Here is a 21,186-nt window from a genome sequence, read left to right as displayed (position 1 = left end):
GCCCCTGGAGGTGCTGGAGCCCTGGAGGCGCCGGGGCCCCTGGAGGCGCGGGAGCTGTGATCAATTGGCAGATTTGAGTCACTCGCTCCCCCTTCACGTCCTGGTCACGGCCATCGGGGCCGGCTCAAATCTGCCAATGGTCGCCTTGGTCAGGGTGCCGTGATGGCTCGGGTGGTAAAGGCCGCCAACTGAGCGCGGAGTTTTTCGCGCGGTACGTCCTCCTGTCCGGCCAGGTGCTCGACGAGGTCGGCTCGGATGGCGGCGAGCAGGGCATGGGCGGTGAAGTCGCTGTCGGCCGCCAGGCCGGGGATCTGTTCCAGCACGCCTTGGAGCAGGTTGTGCCACCGGTCGTAGTGCGCCGCCTGGTAGGGGCTGGTGCTCCCGCTCTCCTCCAGGGCCAGCGCGAGGCGCCGGTTGTCGAGTTTGAAGCACAGCGCGGAGTCGAGCAGGGCGAGTACGCGCTGATGCGGTGGGGTGCCGGGCCCCAGAGGCGGCGGGCCCGACTCGATGGCCTCCCTGACCGGTTCGAGCCGGGCCTCGTACAACGCGCGGAGCAGTCCGGAGCGGTCGCCGAAGGCGCGGAAGAGTGTTCCCTTGCCGACGCCCGCCGCCGCCGCGACGTCGGCCATGGTGATGTCCTCGGGGCTCTCGCTCCGGGCGAAGAGGGCGTCGGCGGCCGCGAGGACGGCCTCTCGGTTGCGGGCGGCGTCCTTGCGGGGTTTGCGCTCGGGCACGCGGTTCCTCCGTTCCTTCATTTGCAAAACCGGACCCAGGGTCCGTATCGTTAAAGCGGACTCACGGTCCGGATTCTATGAGATGTACGAGATGGAGGGCACCCATGTCCGCACCGGCCTCTCCGGCCTCTCCGGCCTCTCCGGCCTCTCCGGTGGATGTGTACCGCCACAGCCTGAGACTGCTGCTGGACAAGAACATCCCCGCGTGGGTCGGCCTGTGGGCCGAGGACGGCGTCATGGAGTTCCCCTTCGCGCCCCAGGGCTGGCCCCGGCGGCTGGAGGGCAGGGAGGCCATCGACGCCTACATGCGCCCGTACCCCGACCACATCGACGTGCACGACTTCCCCGACGTGCGGATCCACCAGACCACCGACCCGGAGACCATCGTGGTCGAGATGCGCGGCGTGGGCCGCCTGGTGGAGACCGACAGCCCCTACGACATGACCTACATCGCCGTCGTGACCGTCCAGGACGGGCTGATCACCTCCTACCGCGACTACTGGAACCCCCTCGCCGTCAGCGAACCCGGCATCGACTTCACCGGGAGCAGCCGTTGAGCACCACCGGCACCACTCTGGTCAGCGCCACCACTCTGGTCACTGCCACCACTCTGGTCATCGGCGCCACCGGCACCACCGGCAGCCGCACCGCCGCGCAGCTGACCGCCGCCGGCCACCGCGTCAAGGCCGCCAGCCGCAACGCCACGCCCGTCCCCGGCGCGGAGCCGGTCCGCTTCGACTGGTACGACCAGGCCACCCACGCCGCCGCCCTCGACGGAGCCGACCGCGTCTACCTGATACCGCCCCTGGGCGACTCCGACCCGGCGGCGGTCATGCTGCCCTTCCTCCGGCAGGCCCGCACCGCCGGCGTCCATCGCGCGGTGCTCCTCAGCTCCTCGGCCATCCCCGAGGGCGGCCCGGCGGTGGGAACGGTGCACCAGGCCCTGCCCGATCTGTTCGAACAGTGGGCGGTACTGCGGCCCTCCTGGTTCATGCAGAACTTCACCGGCACGCACACGCACGCCGTCAGCATCCGTGAAGACGGCATCATCTCGACCGCCACCGGGACCGGCAGGGTCGGCTTCGTCGACGCCGAGGACATCGCGGCCGTCGCCGTCCACGCGCTGACCGATGAGCACGCCCCCAACACCGATCTCGTCCTCACCGGACCGGAGGGGCTCACCTACGATGACATCGCCGCCATCATCACTGAGGTCACCGGTCGGCCCGTGGCCCACCACCCGTTGTCCTACGAGCAGATGCGCGACCGCCTTGCGGAGCTGATGCCGCTGGAGTTCGCCTCCATGCTGGCCGCCCTGGACCGTGCCATCGCCGAGGGGGCGGAGGACCGCGTCACCGACACCGTCCAGCGCCTCACCGGCCGGCCCGCGCGCAGCTTCCGCGCCCTCATGGAACGGCAGTCGACGACACGACCCGACGCCGTGGTCACCCGCCCCTGATCAGGAGGCGGCCCTGATCGCGGCAGCCATCCGCCGTACCGCCTCGGTGAGCAGTTCCGGCGAGGTGGCCAGGTTCAGGCGGACGAAGCCCGCGCCGCCGGTCCCGAAGTCCGTCCCCGGGCTGAGGGCGACACGGCCGCACTCAAGGAAGACCGCGGCCGGGTCGTCGCCGAGGCCCAGATCCCGGCAGTCCAGCCACGCCAGGTAGGTGGCCTGCGCGGGGACGTAACGGACGGCGGGCAGGTGCTCGGCCAGCAGGTCCGTCAGGAGACGGCGGTTGTCGTCGAGCCCGGACAACACCGCGTCGAGCCAGTCGCCGCCGTCCCGCAGGGCCGCGGTGTGGGCGATGATGCCCACGTGGCTGGGGCCGTGGCTGACCTCCTCGGGGAGGCGGGCCAGGTCGTCGGCCGCGTCGGGTCCGGCGATGGCGAGGGCCGCCTTGAGCCCGGCCAGATTCCACGCCTTGGACGCCGACATCAGCGACAGGCCGTTCTCCCCGCCCGGAACGCTCAGATACGGCACGAAGGACGCGCCCGCGGCCACGATCGGGGCGTGGATCTCGTCCGCCACGACACGCACCCCGTACGTCCTCGCCAGCAGGGCGACCCGCTTCAGCTCGTCGGCGGTGTGCACGGTTCCGGTCGGATTGTGCGGGCTGCACAGCAAATACACCGGCTGGTTCGCGTGGGCCGCCACCTCCCTGAACGTGTCCTCCAGGACGGCGAAGTCGATCCGGCCGTCAGCGCCCAGCGGCGCCTCCACGACCGGTCGCCCCAGGTTCCCGACGAACTGGTAGAAGGGCGGGTACACAGGGGAGTTGACGACCACGGGGTCACCCGGACTGGAGACCAGCTTGAGCATCTCGACGATGCCCAGCATCACATCGGGCACGATCGCCGTACGCTCCACGGCCAGCCCGCTCCAGCCCCACCGCTCCCGGGCGAACCCGGCCAGCGCCTCGGCGTACCCCGTCCCGGCCGGATACCCCGTGTCCCCGAGCGCCAGCGCGTCGCTGATCGCCCGCGCCACCGGCTCGGCCAGCGGCACGTCCATCTCGGCGACCCAGAGCGGCAGTACGTCCTCGGGGTACGTCCGCCACTTCATGCTCGTCCGCTGTCGGAGTTGCTCCAGGGAGAGCTGACGCAGGGGATCAGCTTCGCGAGACATGGGCGAGGAAGTCGGTCCAGGCGGTGGGGGAGAGGGTGAGGTGTGGGGCCTCGGGGTTTTTGGAGTCGCGGACGTGGATGGTGTGGGGGGTGGTGGCTATTTCGACGCAGTCGCCGGAACCGCCGCTGCTGTGGCTCGACTTGCGCCAGGAGAGGGCGACTTCTACGCAGTCGTCGCCGGACGCGCTGCTGTAGCTGCTTTTGAACCAGGTCAGTTCCACGGTGCTCATAGGTCTCCTCGCATCCGCTGCAACAGGCTCATGGAGTCTTGGGGAGTGAGAGCCTGTGAACGCATCCTGGCATACCGCCTCTGGAGCACGCTGACCACTTTTGCGTCGGAGATCAACTGGCCGCTTTCCTGACCTTCGTTGTATGCGAACCACCTGTTCTCGGGGGTTTCCAGCAGGCGGATGGGACCTTGCAGCCCAGAGTGTGACTCCTGCACCAGCGGCATGACCTGGATCTCGACGTTACGCAGCTTGGCGATCTCCAGTACGTGGCCGATGAGCTCCCTCGTAAACTCAACTCCGCCAGTACGGCGCAGGAAAAGGTGCTCTTCGAGAATGAAACTGAAGGCGGTATTCGGCCGCTCCTTCAGCAGTCTCTGGCGCTCCGCTCGGGCTGCCCAACGCTCCTCAACCTGTGTGTCGTCCATCGGCGGCAGCTGGTCGGCGGACAACGCCCGTACGTACGCCTCTGTCTGAAGCAGCCCCGGAATCATCCGGCACTCATACGTGTAGAGCGCGATCGCCACCGTCTCCAACCGCGCCCACTGCCGAAACCAAGCCGCCAACCCCGGCTGTCGTGCAAGGCGCCCCGCCGCCTTCCGCAACGCCCCCGTGTTCCCGGTCGCCTCCTCCGCTCGCTCGACGAACGCCGGGTCCGGCATGCGGCGCCCCAACTCCACGGACGCGACCGTGTGCTTGGAATACCGGACGTACTCGCCGAACTCCTCCCGGCTCAGCCCCGCGTTCTCGCGCAGGGCCTGTACGACTGCCCCGAACATCCGCAGACTGTCGGAGGACTCCGGCTCGCCGCCCGTCCCCGTGCCCACCATGCTGTCGGCCACCATTGGCCACCTCCCGCGCACACGCCACGCTGCCGCCACACCCAACGAGCTCATAGTTACGAACAGTTACGAGTACTGTCCAGTCCGTAATCGCGTACGCTGCCCGAGCGTACGTGGCGTTGACCTGGTGAAGTGCCCCTTCCGGCCGCCAAATTGGGCACATGACAGCACCACCCGCCCCCCAACACCCGGTTACCGTACGTGTGTTCACCCAGCGCTTCAGCTCGACCCCACTCGGCGCCCGGCTGGCCCGTCACCTCGCCCTCAACCAGCTCCAGGCCTGGGGCATCCCGTACGGCTCGGACGTCTCGGAGAAGGCCGCGGCGGTCGTCGCCGAACTGGCGGCCAACGCCGTGACCCACGGCCGCGTACCGGGCCGGGACTTCGAGCTGCGGCTCTCCCTGGCCACCGGTACCGGTTCCCTGTGCGTCGAGGTGACGGACACACGTGCCGAACGGCTCCCGCCCGCCCCCGGTGACGTACGACCCGCGCAGCCCCTCGACGAGTCCGGACGCGGGCTGCTCCTCGTCGAGGCGCTCGCCGACCGCTGGGAGGTACTGGACCGCGACCCGCCCGGCAAGACCGTACGGGCCGAGATCGGCCTGGGCTCCTTAATCGGTGGTGCCGTGCGGCGTGCTGAGGAGAATGCGTCCATGCGCATCCGAGCCGTGCGCCTGGACGAACTGCCCGTCCTCCAGGACATCGAGAGGGCCGCCGGGCAGTGCTTCCGGGACATCGGCATGCCGGAGATCGCCGAGGACGAGCCGCTCCCGCTGGCTGAGCTCGCCCGGTACCACCACGCCGGGCTGGCCTGGGTCGTGGCCGACGACGCCGACGCCCCGCTCGCCTACCTGATCGCCGACCGCGTCGACGGCAACCTCCACGTCGAGCAGGTCTCGGTGCACCCGGACAGCGCGCGTCGCGGAGTCGGCCGGTCGCTGCTGGACCATCTGGCGGCCCACGCCACGAGCGAGGGTGCGCCCGCCCTGACCCTCACCACGTTCACCCAGGTCCCGTGGAACGCCCCTTACTACGCACGCTGTGGTTTCCAGCTCATGGATGACAGCGGGCTTACCCCCGGTCTGCGGGAGATCCGGGAGCGCGAAGCGGCACATGGCCTGGACCGGTGGCCGCGGGCCTGCATGCGCCGGGTGCTGTGACCACGGTGCCGTCTGTGCGGGAACGTCCCCGGAGCCGTTCTCGATATGTGTGTGGAGCAGAATCTGGTCTTTCCTCTGTGATGCCCCACCTTTGAGCGTGCGAGCCGCTGATGTCCCGGGTGCGTGTCAACGGGGAGCGTCCGTTGTCGGTGTCGTCCTGTATGCTCCTCGCCGCTCGGTCGGCGCTCACGGTTACGCAGCGGTAGACCGGGGCGATCCGGGCAATTGCGTGGCTGATTGGCTTGCCGCATGCTTGCTGTGCGTGTGTTGTGCGTCACTATAGTTGTTGTGACGTGTTGTGACTTGTGTCACTTTCACATGTGCACCAAATTTCTGAGCTGGCTGAATGCTGTCTTCCGGTGCGGAATCGGAGCATCCGCTTCTGGCTCAACATGTCGTTGGGTGTCGCAATGAACGCGGTGTGCAAGGCAAGATGGGGGTGTTGACACGCAGCGTGTCAGGTTCAATACGTGGTCGATCTTGACGGCGTCTTGTGCGATGCGTGTGAAACATGACGAGAGCCCCATCTCCGACGCCGGCAAGCTGTAGAGATGAGGCCCTCTGGCACCGCCAGAACGGGCAGGGTCCCGGCCGTCAGGTCGGGACTCCTCCCTTACAGGCCCAGGGTCTCCCGCACGATCTTGTAGATCGTGTAGATCGGCCCGAGCCAGCGGACCCGGTTGTAGACCCGGTCCGCCTTGTTGTTGGCGTTCTGGTGCCCCTCTGGCTGTGCAGCCATTGGGCCGCCCCCTTTCCGGTCCACGTTCGTGAACCCCGCGGGGACGCCCACGACGTATCGCGGACCCTCCGGGGAGCGGTGATGGCGCACTACAGTACCGGGACCTCTCGGCAACCACGGTTCGTGCAACTCGCCCCTGAGGACTACCGGAACCACTCTCTTGTGGCACGGGGTGACGTGACGTCAGGTTGCTTCGCCACATTTGTGGCGATCAAGGCGACTGCCAGCACCTTCGTTGTATGTAGGGAGGGGACGGCGTGTCAGTTCCCGAAGCCCACGTAGCGTAAATCACATTCAGCGTGGGAGGAGGGCTGCGTCGAAAACCGTACTGCAGTCTCATGACGCCGTCCGCTCGGGCATCTCCGGGCGGCAGGCGGCCAGTCATGGGCGTCGAGCGTTCAACGCCGTTCGGAACGCGATCCGTTGAAGTCCAAGGCGTGTACTCCACCAAGCCCGCGAAAGACCCCGGAGATGCTTCGAGGGGCCCGGTCCGAACCGACAGCGTCGTGTCTCGACCGGGCCCCTCGGGTTTCCCCCTCCGTATCAGAACCCCCGCGATCCCCCCAGATCCCCCTCCGAGCGGTCCTGATGCCAAGTACGACCCGCGGGGTGCGGGGACGGTTGCACGGTTTCCCGAGAGTTTTTCAAGATCAGTGGCTCGCGAGGTCCCCATGGGCCCACTCTGCCGCACCGATGGCACGCCCTTGTCCGGCCGGCCAGGGTCCGCGCCATCGCTCGCTCGGCTCTCCTTACTGACTTCGGCTCGTCAGGGTGAATTTTCCCGAAGTCCCTGATGGGCGCCCCGGCTCATGCCGCTGCGGGCCATGTGGACGCCGCTGGTCGAGGGTGCGCAATGGCCGACTGGCCAGACACGCTTCCTCTCGCTTCCCATGTGATGCCCGCTACCGCGGAGGCCGCTCAAGTCGAAGCCACTGCCACACCAGCGCGGGGACGCGGCACCAATCTTGCCGACAACCGCTGCCCCGTCGACTCTCACGAACAGCATGGCCCGGGCGGCACGCAGCGCCGTATCCGGGTCACTCCCCAGGGACTTGTATGGTGAGGACCAGCGTTGGCTCTTGATGAGATGGGTGTTGTTGTGCCTGACAGCGAGGCGATGCGCACGGGGATAGGGCGCCATGCTGCTGCGCGTGGAGGACTACGCGGAGGCCGTGGACGCACAGTGGGGTTGTCTGTGGCGGTCATCGTGGGAGTCACCGGCACAGTGGCCGGGTTCAAGCTGGCCGAGCGGGAACCGACTCAGCAGCCGGACGGCGTGATCGTGCACACGGTTCCGGAGAAGGCCGAAGAAGGCTCTGAGTTCTGGACCAAGGAGCGTATGCGCCAGGCAGAAGGTCTGTGATGCGGCTGGCGCCGCCCGATGAGGCATCGGATGGCGCCAGCGAACAGGAGACCGCCTAGCTGCCTCACGGCGTTGATGACCGCGATGGCATGGTTCGCGTGCTCGGACGAGCAGCAGTGCGTATTAGGGCACCGTGTGCGGGCAATCCAACGGGAGGGATCACTTGACCATGTCCTTCGGCGCGAGACCCCGTGCAGTCCTCGCTTCTCTCGGAACCCTCAGCCTGGCACTGGCCGCCGCATCGCCCGCGAGCGCGGCCGACGGGACGCCCACCACACCCACTCAGCTGTTCAACGGCTACCGTCACTGCTCGACCGACGCAGACCGGCCCTCGCACCACTGGGCTCGCGACGGCCTCGTCGTCGAGGGTATCCCCGGGATCACCGACACCACCGGCAACTCCCTGGTCGGCGTGCGGTATCAGGCCTGGCCGGTCACCGACCCGACCCGGATCACCACGGTCGAACGCACCCGCGTCACCCCCGGCTTCGAGGCCCCGGCCACGTTGCCCACCAGTGCGCTCGCCGACGGGCAGACCTACGCGTGGCAAGCACAGACGGTGGTCGGGGACGCGGTCTCCGACTGGTCGGCCCCCTGCAATGTCACGACCGACAACACCCGCCCGGCGAACGCACCGACCATCACCTCGCCGAACTACGCGCCGGACGTCTGGAACAAGGGCGGCGAGCCGGTCGAGTTCACGCTGAGCGCGGGCGGTGTCGACGACGTCGAGGGGTTCGAGTTCTCCTGGCAGTCGACTCTGCCGGTCATCGGCACGAGCATCGGTGACTACGGCATTCCGCAGCCCGTTGACCCGTACTCCGACACGAAATACTTCAAGCGCGCCGACGCGCTGGGTGGTTCGGCCACGCTCCACCTGGTCCCGCCGACCGACTCCGGTCCGATGACGCTGCGTACACCTTCAACAACGGTGACCCCGAGGTCACGGTCCCCGCGGACGCCCACCACACCGCGAGCATCGACTGGACCCCGGCCACGGACGGCTGGTACGACCTCACGGTCTACGCGACGACCCGCTCCGGCATCCAACTGGCGCCGTACGACTACTTCTTCACCGTGAACTGAAACACCGAACCCACCTCGAATCGGCGTGCCCAGGGCCCATCGAAGCTACCTGTGGGCCCTTGCGGTCACGGTCCGGCCCGCGTACGGGCGGCCCAGGGAGACCCTCTGCCGGCGGACCATGACGGTGCCCACGCGGGTACTCGGAGATCGACTACGAACGCAATAAGGCCGCATGGCTCAAAGAACAGCCAGCAGTGAAGCTCGACCTTGAGAACATGCCGTCCCAGCTCGACCAGTTCGAGGCCGAGGCCCGGAACCGCGGAGTCACCCACACCACGTTCCGCCGCATCACCGAGGCGCTGAACCTCAACGGTTCCCTACGCGAAGACCTGCGCCAACTCCTCATCAGCAGCCACCCGGAGCAGTACGACGCCCCCTTGTGGCGCATCACATCCGTTCCTGAGTAACAACGAGGTTCAAGGCGGCTCGCTCCGCTCACCGCGCGCGGCCCGGCCCCCGGCCGGGCCTGCGCTCCTGTCTCCGCCCCGCTCCAGCCCGGCCGGTGTCCGTACCGCGCACACAGCAATAAGCCACCTGATGCCAGAGAAGGGATACGTCGTGGCTGCGGGTCGGCTCCACGGCTTTACGGAGCCACTTTGGCGCGAGCCTCGAAGATCATGGCCCCAACGTCGTGCTTTACCGGGCAGGTCCACAGACTGCCCGACGCGCCGGAAGCCTACGGGGCCATGATCACTCGCGCCAAAGCAGCGCCACCCCAAAGCCGCTCCACCGACCTCGTTCACCCCAGCAGGCACTCTTTCAAGGTCTGAATTTCTCAGTCCCCACCAAGGCAGTGCCTTGACGTACAACATGTAAGCGTCATGAGCTGTGGCCCTTCGAGCCACAGCTCCTTCCCTCCCTTCCGAGGAGAAAAGTTGCTCCTTAGCGATGCTGATGGGCTTTTCGCTGCCTTGGCTTCTCTGAAACTCCCACGCAGCGACTACGTGGTGTGCGGCTCTGCGGCCCTCTACGTACGTGGGTTACGCGCGCGCATGGGCGACCTTGATGTCCTCGCACGCGGCGAAGCCTGGCAGTGCGCCCTACGTCTGGGCGCACCGGAGCCCACCATCTCTGGGTATGGGCTCAGAGTCGTCCACCCGACTTCCTCCATAGAGATCATGGACCGTTGGACCCCCGGTTGGTCTACGGACCGGCTTATCGATGATGCTGACGTCATCGACGGGGTCCCTTTCATGCGCCTGGGTGACGTCCTACGGTGGAAGATCGCCGCTGCCAGGCCGAAGGACCACGCCGACATCACAGCTATCCGTCATCTCTATCGTGTCTGGACCGGTGAGGTAGAGCCACTCTCCCCTCCCGCCTCTGATACAGAGGACGCTTAGCGAGGCGCACGAGGCGACACACGAGCGGCCTCCCTGGGCCGTCCTCATAGAGCTACAAAAGGTGCCCGTGCCCCATCCGTGCCCGATCGTGCGGGAACTCACGGGGAACAACGGTGGCGAGCGGGTACCAAGCATCGCAACGGCCCCTGGCCATATGACCTGGTCAGGGGCCGTTCTCACTGCTCAGCGAGCGGAGGCGGTGGGATTTGAACCCACGGTGACATCGCTGCCACGACGGTTCTCAAGACTGCTCAGGCGGTTGACTCGACTGTTGAGACTCCACCGACCTCACTCGATTTCGGTCCACGGGCCGGTGGTCTCGTCTTTTGGAATCCAGAGCAGTGGTTGTCCCATGCGGCAGCGCTCGTCCGCTCCCTCTTCCCAGGGGAACCGCCCGGCCTTGTCCGGCCAGAACAGCTGCATGATTCGCAGTGGCGGGGTCTGGTAGAAGTCGATGCCTGCGCCGAAGAAGTCGTGGTACCAGCTGGGATGCACGGGCCGGACGACCACGTCGTAGCCGTTGAGGACGTCTCCTCGGCGCTGGTCGGGCTTGAGCGGGTTACTGTCCCGTATCGCTGCCCCAGCGGCGTTCACCACGCGCATCGCGATCTGTGATGACAGGCCGAACACGCTCACCTCGGGACTACGCAGTGTGTGCCAGAGACCAACGGAGTAGCCCCAATCACCGGGGGCATCACCGCCAGCCACGCCCATGACGTGCCAGCCGAAGTCCGCGACACTCTTGGCTATGCGGCTGTCGCGTTCCTCCCACACGGCGCCGCCCCATTCCGTCGGGGCGCAGAGGAGGCAGAAGCAAGCGGCGTCGTCCATCCGAGGAGAGTAGACCTGCTCGCACACGGGGCCGTCTCCCGGGGCGGCGTACAGCAGCGAAGCACCGCAAACCCAGCATCCGCCCCCCCCGACCGGTAGCGTCCCTACGGGGCCGTGAAGCGGCCAGAATGACTGTCGCTGACCGATCCGGCCAGAGCTACGGATCAGAAGGTTGCGGCCGTGGTGTGCGCACCACGGCCGCACCACAAGCGCACCAGATTGAGCGGGGAACAGCGGGGAACCACGGTGAAAGCAGCCGGGCCTGACGAGGCCCCATCTCGACCATTCGCACAGGTCAGCGTCTAAAACAGCCGCAAATGACCGCAGCTTCCCAAGCTGAGGGCGCGGCGAAATCCCCCTGCTTACCCTCTCCCGGGTGGCCTACCGTTCCACGTATGACTTCGATCAGCCCCGAGAACCCGCTGACCTCAGAAGACGCTCAGGGGTTGCTCGCCATGCTGTCTGCCCGCGTGAAGATCAAGCGAGGCATGAGTGAGCGGGAGCTCGACCAGGTCGAGGAACGCTGGGGGTTCCGTTTCGCTCCGGAGCACCGGACGCTGCTGGGTGCGGGACTGCCGACGGGTAGCCGTAGCTGGCCCGACTGGCGGGATGGCGACGCGGAGAACCTGGCGGAGCGGTTGGCCTGGCCGGTCGACGGCGTGTTGTTCGACGTGGAACACAACGGCTTCTGGCATCCGGAGTGGGATCCGCGGCCGGCGGGCACCCAGGACGCCTTGGAGGTGGCTCGCACCTACTTGGCCAAGGTCCCGGTGATGGTGCCGATCTGCTCCCACCGCTATTTGCTGGCCGACCCAGACCGCACGGGCACGCCTGTGTTGTCGATGTATCAGACAGACATCATTTACTACGGCACCGACCTGGTCGACTACTTCCATCACGAGTTCGGTCACCCAGTGCCGACACCGGAGGACCACCAGTACGCCACGATCCCGTTTTGGTCCTACTTCCTGGACTGAACAGCCCCAAGATCACTGGCCCAGTACCGAGAGGGCCTGGGACGCGCGGCTGACGTCCATCGCTGACATCAACGACAGCGGACAGCAGCAGAGACGGGCGCACCCACGTGGCCACTTCCTGCTCTGCCGGATCAGCCCTGCTTGGGAAGGAACGAGCCCTTGATTGAACTCCTCGTGCGGTGGTCAGCGCCGGTGCTGTACTGCAGCGAGGTACAGCAACCCCGGCAACCGACTATGAACGACGGCCACTCTGACGGACTCTGACGGACCGAATGGCGACCTCTATGGCCCTCGTTGATCGATCTCCGGAGCGCGGATAGAAGTTCCCCTTGCCCCAGCCGTGCCCGATCGACCGGGGAACCACGGGGAACACGGGACAGCCACGGCAGCCGGACAAGGGAACGCCCCCGACCAAACGCCCAGGTCAGGGGCCGTTCTCAGTGCTCAGCGAGCGGAGGCGGTGGGATGTGACCCCACGGTGACATCTCTGCCACGACGGTTTTCCGGAGTGCCGCTGTCAGAAGAAGACGCCGCACCTCAGCAGCACGTTCGCGTACGGCCGTGCCTCCCCGGTCCGTACGATCAGCCGGGCGTCCGCCGACAGGGCCTTGAGCTGCTCGTGGGAGACCAGCTCCAGCTCGGGGAAGCGGGACTGAAGCAGGGCGCTCGCCTCCGGGTTCGCCTCGCGGACCTCGTGCGCGGCGGTCGCGCCCTCGATCACGAGCTCGTCGAGCAGCCCGTTCAGTACCTCGGCGAAGGACGGCACCCCGGCCCGGAAGGCGAGGTCCACCACGCGCGGACCGGACGGGATGGGCATGCCCGCGTCGCAGACCAGCACACCGTGCCCGTGGCCGAGTTCGGCCAGGGCGCCCGACAGGTGGCGGTTCAGTATTCCGGTCCGCTTCACCGGGGCTCACCTCGCAGGGACGCGACCTCCTCCGCGGTCGGGAAGGACACCTGGGCGCCCGCCTTCGTGACGGCGGCCGCGCCGACGCGGGCCGCGTACGCGGCGGCCTCGGCCAACTCCGCACCCGTACCCAGCTTCCAGGCGAGGGCCGCGGTGAACGCGTCCCCCGCCCCCGTCGTGTCCACGGCCTCCACCTTCACCGACGGCACGCGCACGCTGCCCTCGGCGGACGCCACCAGCGCGCCCTCCGCGCCCAGCGTCACGACCACCGACCGCGGCCCGAGCGCCAGCAGGGTCCGTGCCCAGTCCTCGGGGGAGCCCCCCAGGTCGTCGCCGGCGATGACCCGCGCCTCGTGCTCGTTCACGATGAGGGGGTCGCAGGCGGCGAGCAACTCGTCGGGCAGCGGCCGCGGCGGGGACGGGTTGAGGACGAAGCGGGTGCCGTCCGGCAGGTTCCGTGCCACCTCCACCACCGTCTCCAAGGGGATCTCCAGCTGCGCCGAGACCACCGAGGAGGCGTGCAGCAGGCTCACCGCCGCCCGGATGTCCTCGGGCAAGAGCCGCCCGTTGGCCCCCGGCGACACCACGATGCTGTTGTCCCCGGACGGGTCCACCGTGATCAGCGCGACCCCGGTGGGCGCACCGCCGACGAGTACGCCCACGGTGTCGACCCCCGCCTCCCGCTGCGAGTCCAGCAGCAGCCGCCCGTGCGCGTCGTCGCCGACCCGGGCCAGCAGGGCCGTACGGGCCCCGAGCCGGGCGGCGGCCACCGCCTGGTTGGCGCCCTTGCCGCCCGGGTGGAGGGCCAGGTCGGAGCCGAGCACCGTCTCGCCGGCCCCCGGCCGCCGCTCGACACCGACCACCAGGTCGGCGTTGGCCGATCCCACGACCAGGAGGTCGTAGCCGTACATGAACCGTCTCCCTCTGCGAATGAGTCGGAGCTACAGATGAGTTGGAGTTATGGATGAGCTGAAGCCGCTGATGAGCAGGAGCCCTGGATGAGCTGGAGGCGCACCGGCCGGTCGAGCCGGTGCGCCGCGCGGCAATCCGTATCTCAGCCGCTGAACTCGTCCACGTTCTCCGCCGTGACCACCTTCACCGGCACCTTCACCGTCTTCTCGACCTTCCCGCCCTCGGCGGCCTTGAGGGCGTTCTGGAGCGCTATTCGGCCGAGTTCGGTCGGTTGCTGGGCGACGGAGGCGTACAGCGTGCCGTCCTTGACCGCCTTCAGGCCGTCCGGCGTGCCGTCGAAGCCGATGACGGCGACGGACTTGCCGGCCTTGGAACCGAGGGCCTTGATCGCGCCGAGTGCCATCTCGTCGTTCTCGGCGAAGACTCCGTCGACGTCCGGGTGGGCCTGGAGCAGGTTCGTCATGACGTCGAGGCCCTTGGTGCGGTCGAAGTCGGCGGGCTGCCTGGCGACGACCTCGATGCCGGGGTAGGCCTTGAGGCCCTCCGCGAAGCCCGCGCCGCGCTCACGGCTCGCGGACGTGCCGGCCAGGCCCTGGAGGATCACGATCCGGCCCTTGCCGCCCAGCTTCTCGGCCAGGGCCTTGGCGCCCAGCCGGCCGCCCTCGACGTTGTCGGAGGCGACGAGGGCGGCCGTGTTCGCCTTGTTGACGCCCCGGTCGACGCCGACGACGGGGATGTCGGCCTTGTTCGCGGCACGCACCGAGGGGCCCGCCGCGTCGGAGTCCACCGGGTTGACGATGATCGAGCCGAGGCCCTCGCTGGTGAAGTTCTGCAGCTGGTTGGCCTGCTGCGAGGCGTCGTTCTGCGCGTCGGTGACGGTCAGGTCGGCGCCGAGCTTCTTCGCCTCCTCCTGGGCGCCCTTCTTGATCTGCACGAAGAAGGGGTTGTTGAGGGTGGAGAGGGACAGTCCGACCTTCTGGTTCGCGGACGAGGACGAGCCGCTGTTGACGAAGGTCATCGCGCCCACGACCGCCGCGACGACCACGGCCGCCAGCGCGAGCTTCAGCGGACTCTTCCCGCCCGAGAGCACCGAGCCTCCGCCCCCGCCTCCGCCCGTACCGGCCGCGGCTCCGGGCGACCCGGCCTTCCTGCGCAGCGTGTCCAGCAGCACCGCCAGCGCGATCACGACACCGATGACGACCTGCTGCCAGAACGCCGACACCGACAGGAGGTTGAGGCCGTTGCGCAGCACCGCCAGGATCAGCGCGCCGATCAGCGTGCCGGACGCCTTGCCCGTGCCGCCGGCCAGCGAGGCACCGCCGATGACGACCGCGGCGATGGCGTCCAGCTCGTAGCCCTGCGCGGCCTGCGGCTGCGCGGAGGACAGACGGGAGGCGAGCACGATGCCCGCGGCGGCCGCGAAGAGCCCGGACAGCGCGTAGATGACGAGCTTCTGCTTCTTCACACGCAGACCGGACAGGCGGGCGGCCTCCTCGTTGCCACCGATCGCGTACATGGCGCGGCCTATGTACGTACGGCCCAGGATCACGGCCGTGACCAGCCCCATGACGATCATGACGAGCACGGGCACCGGCAGCCAGCCGCCGAGCGTGTCACCGAGGTGCGAGACCGAGTCGGGGAACGCGATCGGGCTGCCCTGCGAGATCACCAGGGACAGGCCGCGGCCCACCGACAGCATGGCCAGCGTGGCGATGAACGGCGGGAGCTTCCCGTACGAGACGAGGACGCCGTTGACGAGGCCGCAGGCTATGCCTGTGGCGACCGCGAGTATCACGGCTATCCAGACCGGGACACCCTCGGATGTCGCGCTCCACGCCAGCACCGTGGCCGACAGGGCGGCGACCGAGCCGACCGAGAGGTCGATGCCCGCCGACACGATCACGAAGGTGACGCCGAAGGCGAGGATGGCGGTCACGGCCGCCTGGACGCCGATGTTGAGCAGGTTGTCCGTCGTCAGGAAGTCGCCCGACAGGGCCGACATCGCGACGACGAGGAGGATCAGCGCGGTGAGCGCGCCGTTGTCGAGCAGGATGCGGCGCAGGCCGCCCGAGGCGCCACTCGCGCCCGACTGGCTCTTGAGCGTGTCAGTGGCCACGGGGGGCCTCCACTTCGTTAGCGCTTTCAATGGTGATCGGTGTGCTGACGGCGAGGGCCATGACCGCGTCCTGGGTGGCCTCGGCGGCGGGGAGTTCGCCCGCGATGCGGCCCTGGGCCATCACCAGGACCCGGTCGCTCATGCCGAGCACCTCGGGCAGGTCGCTGGAGATCATCAGGACGGCGGCTCCGGCGGCCGTCAGCTCGTTGATGAGCTGGTAGATCTCGACCTTGGCGCCGACGTCGATGCCGCGCGTGGGCTCGTCGAGGATGAGCACCTTGGTGTCGGCGAGCAGCCACTTGCCGATGACGACCTTCTGCTGGTTGCCGCCGGAGAGGGTGCGTACGTGCTGGTGGAGCCCGGCCATGCGCACACCGAGCTGCTCGGCGATCCGGGCGGCCGCCTCGTGCTGCCCCTTGAGGTCGACGAAGCCACCCCTGGTCGCGCCGCGCAGGGTGACCAGGCCCAGGTTCTCCGCCACGGAGGCGTCCAGGACGAGCCCCTGGCCCTTGCGGTCCTCGGGGACGAGCCCGATCCCGGCCCGCATGGCGGCGTTGACGTCGTGGCGGCGCAGCTCGGCGCCCGCGACCTTGACGAGGCCCTTGTCGTACGGGTCGGCGCCGAACACCGCCCGCACGACCTCCGTACGGCCGGCCCCGACGAGGCCCGCGACGCCGACGACCTCGCCGGCCCGCACCTCGAAGCTCACATCGTGGAAGACGCCGTCCCTGGTCAGCCCCTCGACGTGCAGCAACGCCTCACCCGTGTCCGGGCGTTCGCGCGGGTACTGCTGCTCGATGGAGCGGCCCACCATGAGCCTGACGAGCTCGTCCTCGGGTGTGGACGCGGGCACCTGGCCGACGCTCCTGCCGTCCCGGATGACCGTGACCCGGTCGCCCAGGGCGGCGATCTCCTCCAGGTGGTGCGTGATGAAGACGATCCCGACGCCGTCCTCGCGCAGCTTGCGCACGATCGCGAAGAGCTTGTCGACCTCCTCGGAGGTGAGCACGGCGGTCGGCTCGTCCATGATCAGCACCCGGGCGTTCAGGCTCAGCGCCTTCGCGATCTCGACCATCTGGAGGCGGGCGATGCCGAGTTCCCGCACGCGCGCGCGTGGAGACACGTTCACGCCGACGCGTTCGAGGAGCTCGGTGGCGTCGGCCTCCATCCTCTTGCGGTCGATCAGCCCGAAGCGGCGCGGCTGCCGCCCCAGGAAGATGTTCTCGGCGACCGTCAGATCGGGAACCAGGTTGAACTCCTGGTAGATGGTGGCGATCCCGAGGCGCTCGGAGTCCTGCGCGCCATGGATGCGCACCTCCTCGCCGCCCACCACGACGCGCCCGGCATCGGGGCGGTAGGCGCCGGACAGCATCTTGATGAGGGTGCTCTTGCCCGCGCCGTTCTCGCCGAGGAGTACGTGCACCTCGCCGCGGCGCAGATCGAAGTCGACGCCGTCGAGCGCGACCACGCCGGGGAAGGTCTTCCGTATGCCTTCGATGCGCAGCAGTTCATTGCGCAGCAGTTCATTGCGCGGCTGTTCGTTGCGCGTCGACTCGTCCGGGTCGCTCACGACGTGCTCCTTTCGGGGGCGGTCTCGCCGCACGAGCGGCGTACGACGAGACGGGCGGGGAGGGTGACGGACTTCGGGGTGCGGCCCTCGATGCGGTCGACCAGGGCGCGTACGGCGGCACGGCCCAGCTCGCGTGTCGGCTGGGCGACCGCGGTGATCGGCGGATCGGTGTGCACGAACCACGGGATGTCGTCGAACGCGGCCAGCCCGATGTCCTCGGGAATCCGCAACCCGCGCGCGCGGACGGCGTCCAGCACGCCGAGCGCCATCAGGTTGTCGGCGGCGAAGACGACCTCGGGGGGCTCGGGCAGGTCCAGGAACCGCTCGGTGGCCCGTCGGCCGCTCTCGGCCTGGAAGTCGCCCTGGCCTATGTGGTCGTCGGGCAGTTCCAGGTCGTAGGCGCGCAGGGCCTCCCTGAAGGCCTCGACGCGCTCCCGGCCGGTCGTGGTCGCCGCGGGGCCCGCGATGATGGCGAGCCTGCGGTGGCCGAGCCCGTGCAGATGGGCGACGAGGTCCCGTACGGCCTGCCGCCCGTCCGCCCGGACGACCGGCACGTCCACGCCGGCGATCCACCGGTCCACGAACACCATCGGCGTCCCCGACCGCACGGCGTCCAGCATCAGCGGGGAGCCGCCGTCGGTGGGGGAGACCAGGAGCCCGTCGATCCGGCGGTCCAGGAGGGTCCGTACGTGGTGGTCCTGGAGGTCGCGCCGCTCGTCGGCGTTGCCGAAGATGACGCTGTAGCCGAGGGCGCGGGCCTCCTCCTCGACGGCGCGGGCCAGTTCCGTGAAGTAGGGGTTCATCACGTCGCTGATGACCAGGCCGAGGGTGTGGGTCTGGTCGGTGCGCAGGGAGCGGGCGACGGCGTTCGGGCGGTAGTCCAGGGCCTCGACGGCGGCCAGCACGCGCGTGCGTGCCTCCGGGCTGACCGACGGGTGGTCGTTCAGGACACGCGAGACCGTGGCGACGGACACTCCCGCCTCGGCGGCGACGTCCTTGATGCTCGCCATCGTCGCTCCACCTCCTCGTGGAATCGATTACACGAGGGATTGGAATCGATTGCACGAGGATGAGGCAAGACCTGGGTGGGACCCCGAGACCAGATCGTGATGCGACGGTGACCAGGTGAAAGCCCGTCAGGGCCGTCGGCTGTGGCCGACGGGCGCCGCATCCACCACCGACCTCGCGGCGGGCAGGGCGAGCCGTACAAAGGCGTCCCGCCCCGCACTGTCCGAGCCGCCGCGCACTGTCCGAGCCGAGCGGTAGCGTCGGATCATGTCCAATCAGGCGGGGAACGCGGGGAATACCGGGAACGCGGCGGCGGCCGGGGCACGGCAGTTGGCCGTACTCGAAGGTGTCCTGGAGCGGATCACGTACGCCAACGAGGAGAACGGCTACACGGTGGCCCGCGTGGACACCGGCCGGGGCGCCGGCGACCTCCTCACGGTCGTGGGCGCACTCCTCGGAGCCCAGGTCGGCGAGTCCCTGCGCATGGAGGGCCGCTGGGGCTCCCACCCCCAGTACGGAAAACAGTTCACCGTCGAGAACTACACGACGGTGCTCCCGGCCACCGTCCAGGGCATCCGCCGCTACCTGGGCTCGGGCCTGGTCAAGGGCATCGGTCCGGTCTTCGCCGACCGCATCACCCAGCACTTCGGCCTGGACACACTGGAGATCATCGAGGAGGAGCCCAAGCGGCTCATCGAGGTCCCCGGCCTCGGCCCCAAGCGCACCAAGAAGATCGCGGACGCCTGGGAGGAGCAGAAGGCGATCAAGGAGGTCATGCTCTTCCTCCAGACCGTCGAGGTGTCGACGTCGATCGCCGTGCGCATCTACAAGAAGTACGGCGACGCCTCGATCTCCGTCGTGAAGAACCAGCCCTATCGCCTCGCGGCCGACGTCTGGGGCATCGGCTTCCTCACCGCAGACAAGATCGCCCAGTCCGTCGGCATCCCGCACGACAGCCCGGAGCGCGTCAAGGCCGGCCTCCAGTACGCCCTGTCGCAGTCCGCGGACCAGGGGCACTGCTACCTCCCCGAGGAGAAGCTGATCGCCGACGCGGTGAAGCTGCTCCAGGTGGACACCGGCCTGGTCATCGAGTGCCTGGCCGAGCTGGCGGCGCCGCCCGAGGACGACGGGGACCCCGGTGTCGTACGGGAGAAGGTCCCCGCCCCGGACGGCGGCACCCCGGTGACCGCCATCTACCTGGTCCCCTTCCACCGGGCCGAACTCTCCCTCTCCGCCCAGCTCCTGAGGCTGCTCCGCACGGACGAGGACCGCATGCCCGCGTTCCGTGACGTGGCCTGGGACAAGGCGCTGGCCTGGCTGAAGGGGCGTACGGGCGTCGAGCTCGCCCCCGAGCAGGAGGAGGCGGTCCGGCTGGCGCTCACCGAGAAGGTCGCCGTCCTCACCGGAGGCCCCGGCTGCGGCAAGTCCTTCACGGTCCGCTCGATCGTGGAACTGGCCCGTGCCAAGAAGGCGAAGGTGGTGCTGGCCGCGCCCACGGGCAGGGCCGCCAAGCGTCTCGCCGAACTCACGGGCGCCGACGCCTCCACCGTCCACCGCCTCCTTGAGCTCAAACCCGGCGGCGACGCCGCGTACGACAGGGACCGCCCCCTGGACGCGGACCTCGTGGTCGTCGACGAGGCGTCCATGCTCGACCTCCTCCTCGCCAACAAGCTGGTGAAGGCGGTGCCGCCGGGCGCCCATCTGCTCTTCGTCGGGGACGTGGACCAGTTGCCGAGCGTGGGCGCGGGCGAGGTGCTGCGCGACCTGCTGGCCGACGGCAGCCCGATCCCGGCGGTCCGTCTGACCCGTGTCTTCCGTCAGGCCCAGCAGTCGGGCGTCGTGACGAACGCCCACCGGATCAACTCCGGTCAGCATCCCGTCACCGACGGCATGAAGGACTTCTTCCTCTTCGTCGAGGACGACACGGAGGAGGCCGGACGGCTCACGGTGGACGTGGCGGCCCGGCGGATCCCTGCCAAGTTCGGCCTCGACCCGCGGCGTGATGTGCAGGTGCTGGCCCCCATGCACCGCGGCCCGGCAGGCGCGGGCACCCTCAACGGGCTGCTCCAGCAGGCCATCACGCCCGCCCGCCCGGACCTTCCCGAGAAGCGGTTCGGCGGCCGGGTCTTCCGCGTCGGCGACAAGGTCACCCAGATCCGCAACAACTACGACAAGGGCGCGAACGGCGTCTTCAACGGCACCGTCGGCGTGGTCACCGCGCTCGATCCGGTCGACCAGCGCCTGACGGTGCTGACGGACGAGGACGAGGAGGTGCCGTACGAGTTCGACGAACTGGACGAGCTGGCGCACGCGTACGCGGTGACGATCCACCGCTCGCAGGGCAGCGAGTATCCGGCGGTGGTCATCCCGGTCACGACGGGTGCGTGGATGATGCTCCAGCGCAACCTGATCTACACGGCCGTGACGCGGGCCAAGAAGCTGGTCGTCCTCGTCGGCTCCCGCAAGGCGATCGGCCAGGCGGTCCGCACGGTGTCGGCGGGCCGCCGCTGCACGGCGCTGGACTTCCGGCTGGCGCCTCGGCTGATGGAGGATTGAGACATCCCCGCTCCGCGGGAGGACCCACTGCCGGAGGGCCCACCCGGACCACGTGGTTTCTCGCCCCCGCCGCCCCTACCCGTCCCATCCCAGGGGCTGCCGCCCCTTCGACCCCGGCCGAGGGGCTGCGCCCCTGGACCCCCGGTTTCGGGGCTGCGCCCCGGACCAGTCCCTCAGGGCTCCGCCCCCG

18 protein-coding genes and 2 pseudogenes are annotated in these 21,186 nt (G+C 68.8%); 9 read left to right on the top strand and 11 right to left on the bottom strand.

Features of this window, described 5'->3' with window-relative positions; translation table 11 throughout:
- Positions 1–149: 149 nt before the first annotated feature.
- The gene (locus E0500_RS02260) at positions 150–734 is read right to left on the bottom strand and encodes a TetR/AcrR family transcriptional regulator (protein ID WP_131568306.1); all 585 of its coding nucleotides are present in this window, start codon (positions 732–734) and stop codon (positions 150–152) included.
- Between the two features lie 104 nt (positions 735–838).
- On the opposite strand from E0500_RS02260, the gene E0500_RS02255 reads away from it, so the two are divergent.
- Both E0500_RS02255 and E0500_RS02250 read left to right on the top strand, forming a co-directional pair.
- On the top strand, positions 839–1,291 hold the full coding sequence (locus tag E0500_RS02255) for a nuclear transport factor 2 family protein (RefSeq protein WP_131568305.1): 453 nt from the start codon (positions 839–841) through the stop codon (positions 1,289–1,291).
- Entirely contained in the window at positions 1,288–2,193 is a 906-nt protein-coding gene (locus E0500_RS02250; protein WP_399118429.1) for an NAD(P)H-binding protein, read from the top strand. Before E0500_RS02255 ends, E0500_RS02250 begins: the two co-directional genes overlap by 4 nt.
- On the opposite strand, the gene E0500_RS02245 is transcribed toward E0500_RS02250, so the two are convergent.
- Genes E0500_RS02245 through E0500_RS02235 form a run of 3 tightly spaced genes read right to left on the bottom strand, consistent with a single transcriptional unit; the run spans position 2,194 to position 4,431 of the window.
- Complete coding sequence (locus E0500_RS02245; RefSeq protein WP_131568304.1) at positions 2,194–3,360, bottom strand: MalY/PatB family protein; 1,167 nt, start codon at positions 3,358–3,360, stop codon at positions 2,194–2,196.
- The gene (locus E0500_RS02240) at positions 3,344–3,589 is read right to left on the bottom strand and encodes a DUF397 domain-containing protein (protein WP_131568303.1); all 246 of its coding nucleotides are present in this window, start codon (positions 3,587–3,589) and stop codon (positions 3,344–3,346) included. Before E0500_RS02240 ends, E0500_RS02245 begins: the two co-directional genes overlap by 17 nt.
- Complete coding sequence (locus E0500_RS02235) at positions 3,586–4,431, bottom strand: helix-turn-helix transcriptional regulator (protein ID WP_131568301.1); 846 nt, start codon at positions 4,429–4,431, stop codon at positions 3,586–3,588. Before E0500_RS02235 ends, E0500_RS02240 begins: the two co-directional genes overlap by 4 nt.
- 158 nt (positions 4,432–4,589) lie before the next feature.
- Between E0500_RS02235 and E0500_RS02230 the strand changes: the two are divergent.
- A pseudogene (locus E0500_RS02230) lies at positions 4,590–5,033 on the top strand (ATP-binding protein); the annotation flags it as partial.
- 48 nt (positions 5,034–5,081) lie between these two features.
- Entirely contained in the window at positions 5,082–5,588 is a 507-nt protein-coding gene (locus tag E0500_RS02225; protein WP_131568321.1) for a GNAT family N-acetyltransferase, read from the top strand.
- Positions 5,589–6,201: 613 nt separating this feature from the next.
- Here the strand turns inward: E0500_RS02225 and E0500_RS43470 are convergent.
- On the bottom strand, positions 6,202–6,327 hold the full coding sequence (locus E0500_RS43470; RefSeq protein ID WP_258572592.1) for a hypothetical protein: 126 nt from the start codon (positions 6,325–6,327) through the stop codon (positions 6,202–6,204).
- 1,195 nt (positions 6,328–7,522) lie between these two features.
- Here E0500_RS43470 and E0500_RS02220 point away from each other — a divergent pair.
- The 3 genes and pseudogenes from E0500_RS02220 to E0500_RS02210 all read left to right on the top strand — a co-directional run.
- On the top strand, positions 7,523–7,690 hold the full coding sequence (locus E0500_RS02220) for a hypothetical protein (protein WP_165935140.1): 168 nt from the start codon (positions 7,523–7,525) through the stop codon (positions 7,688–7,690).
- Between the two features lie 169 nt (positions 7,691–7,859).
- On the top strand, positions 7,860–8,771 hold the full coding sequence (locus E0500_RS02215; RefSeq protein WP_258572591.1) for a hypothetical protein: 912 nt from the start codon (positions 7,860–7,862) through the stop codon (positions 8,769–8,771).
- 139 nt (positions 8,772–8,910) lie between these two features.
- Positions 8,911–9,183, top strand: a pseudogene (locus E0500_RS02210) (hypothetical protein); the annotation flags it as partial.
- Between the two features lie 1,224 nt (positions 9,184–10,407).
- Here E0500_RS02210 and E0500_RS02205 read toward each other — a convergent pair.
- Complete coding sequence (locus E0500_RS02205; RefSeq protein WP_131570015.1) at positions 10,408–10,950, bottom strand: DUF4262 domain-containing protein; 543 nt, start codon at positions 10,948–10,950, stop codon at positions 10,408–10,410.
- Between the two features lie 395 nt (positions 10,951–11,345).
- On the opposite strand from E0500_RS02205, the gene E0500_RS02200 reads away from it, so the two are divergent.
- Positions 11,346–11,927 (top strand): hypothetical protein, encoded by a 582-nt coding sequence (locus tag E0500_RS02200; protein ID WP_131570013.1) that lies wholly within the window; start codon positions 11,346–11,348, stop codon positions 11,925–11,927.
- Positions 11,928–12,444: 517 nt separating this feature from the next.
- Here the strand turns inward: E0500_RS02200 and rbsD are convergent.
- The 5 genes from rbsD to E0500_RS02175 form a co-directional block, all read right to left on the bottom strand.
- Positions 12,445–12,834 (bottom strand): D-ribose pyranase, encoded by a 390-nt coding sequence (rbsD, locus tag E0500_RS02195; RefSeq protein ID WP_131570011.1) that lies wholly within the window; start codon positions 12,832–12,834, stop codon positions 12,445–12,447.
- Complete coding sequence (locus E0500_RS02190; protein WP_131570009.1) at positions 12,831–13,745, bottom strand: ribokinase; 915 nt, start codon at positions 13,743–13,745, stop codon at positions 12,831–12,833. The genes rbsD and E0500_RS02190 overlap by 4 nt, the downstream gene beginning before the upstream one ends.
- Before the next feature lie 143 nt (positions 13,746–13,888).
- Positions 13,889–15,862, bottom strand: coding sequence for a substrate-binding domain-containing protein (locus tag E0500_RS02185; RefSeq protein WP_131570007.1), 1,974 nt, complete (start codon positions 15,860–15,862; stop codon positions 13,889–13,891).
- Complete coding sequence (locus E0500_RS02180; RefSeq protein WP_309504825.1) at positions 15,852–17,432, bottom strand: sugar ABC transporter ATP-binding protein; 1,581 nt, start codon at positions 17,430–17,432, stop codon at positions 15,852–15,854. Before E0500_RS02180 ends, E0500_RS02185 begins: the two co-directional genes overlap by 11 nt.
- Positions 17,429–18,442 carry a LacI family DNA-binding transcriptional regulator gene (locus E0500_RS02175; protein WP_131570005.1) on the bottom strand — a complete coding sequence of 338 codons (1,014 nt, stop codon included), beginning with the start codon at positions 18,440–18,442 and terminating at the stop codon, positions 17,429–17,431. Before E0500_RS02175 ends, E0500_RS02180 begins: the two co-directional genes overlap by 4 nt.
- A 265-nt stretch (positions 18,443–18,707) precedes the next feature.
- Between E0500_RS02175 and E0500_RS02170 the strand changes: the two genes are divergently transcribed.
- Positions 18,708–20,996, top strand: a complete 2,289-nt coding sequence (locus E0500_RS02170) for an ATP-dependent RecD-like DNA helicase (RefSeq protein WP_131570003.1) — start codon at positions 18,708–18,710, stop codon at positions 20,994–20,996.
- Positions 20,997–21,186 lie beyond the last annotated feature (190 nt).

It is taken from the genome of Streptomyces sp. KM273126, from assembly GCF_004337435.2.
Taxonomy (GTDB): domain Bacteria; phylum Actinomycetota; class Actinomycetes; order Streptomycetales; family Streptomycetaceae; genus Streptomyces; species Streptomyces acidicola.
This window is presented reverse-complemented; position numbering and strand designations above follow the sequence as displayed.

Bases quoted from the DNA above. Each gene is read 5' to 3' on its own strand.
- E0500_RS43470 (WP_258572592.1), bottom strand. From the start codon at position 6,327: ATGGCTGCACAGCCAGAGGGGCACCAGAACGCCAACAACAAGGCGGAC.
- E0500_RS02245 (WP_131568304.1), bottom strand. From the start codon at position 3,360: ATGTCTCGCGAAGCTGATCCCCTGCGTCAGCTCTCCCTGGAGCAACTC.
- E0500_RS02235 (WP_131568301.1), bottom strand. From the start codon at position 4,431: ATGGTGGCCGACAGCATGGTGGGCACGGGGACGGGCGGCGAGCCGGAG.
- E0500_RS02205 (WP_131570015.1), bottom strand. From the start codon at position 10,950: ATGGACGACGCCGCTTGCTTCTGCCTCCTCTGCGCCCCGACGGAATGG.
- E0500_RS02170 (WP_131570003.1), top strand. From the start codon at position 18,708: ATGTCCAATCAGGCGGGGAACGCGGGGAATACCGGGAACGCGGCGGCG.
- E0500_RS02175 (WP_131570005.1), bottom strand. From the start codon at position 18,442: ATGGCGAGCATCAAGGACGTCGCCGCCGAGGCGGGAGTGTCCGTCGCC.
- E0500_RS02225 (WP_131568321.1), top strand. From the start codon at position 5,082: ATGCGCATCCGAGCCGTGCGCCTGGACGAACTGCCCGTCCTCCAGGAC.
- E0500_RS02190 (WP_131570009.1), bottom strand. From the start codon at position 13,745: ATGTACGGCTACGACCTCCTGGTCGTGGGATCGGCCAACGCCGACCTG.
- E0500_RS02215 (WP_258572591.1), top strand. From the start codon at position 7,860: ATGTCCTTCGGCGCGAGACCCCGTGCAGTCCTCGCTTCTCTCGGAACC.
- E0500_RS02200 (WP_131570013.1), top strand. From the start codon at position 11,346: ATGACTTCGATCAGCCCCGAGAACCCGCTGACCTCAGAAGACGCTCAG.
- E0500_RS02255 (WP_131568305.1), top strand. From the start codon at position 839: ATGTCCGCACCGGCCTCTCCGGCCTCTCCGGCCTCTCCGGCCTCTCCG.
- E0500_RS02240 (WP_131568303.1), bottom strand. From the start codon at position 3,589: ATGAGCACCGTGGAACTGACCTGGTTCAAAAGCAGCTACAGCAGCGCG.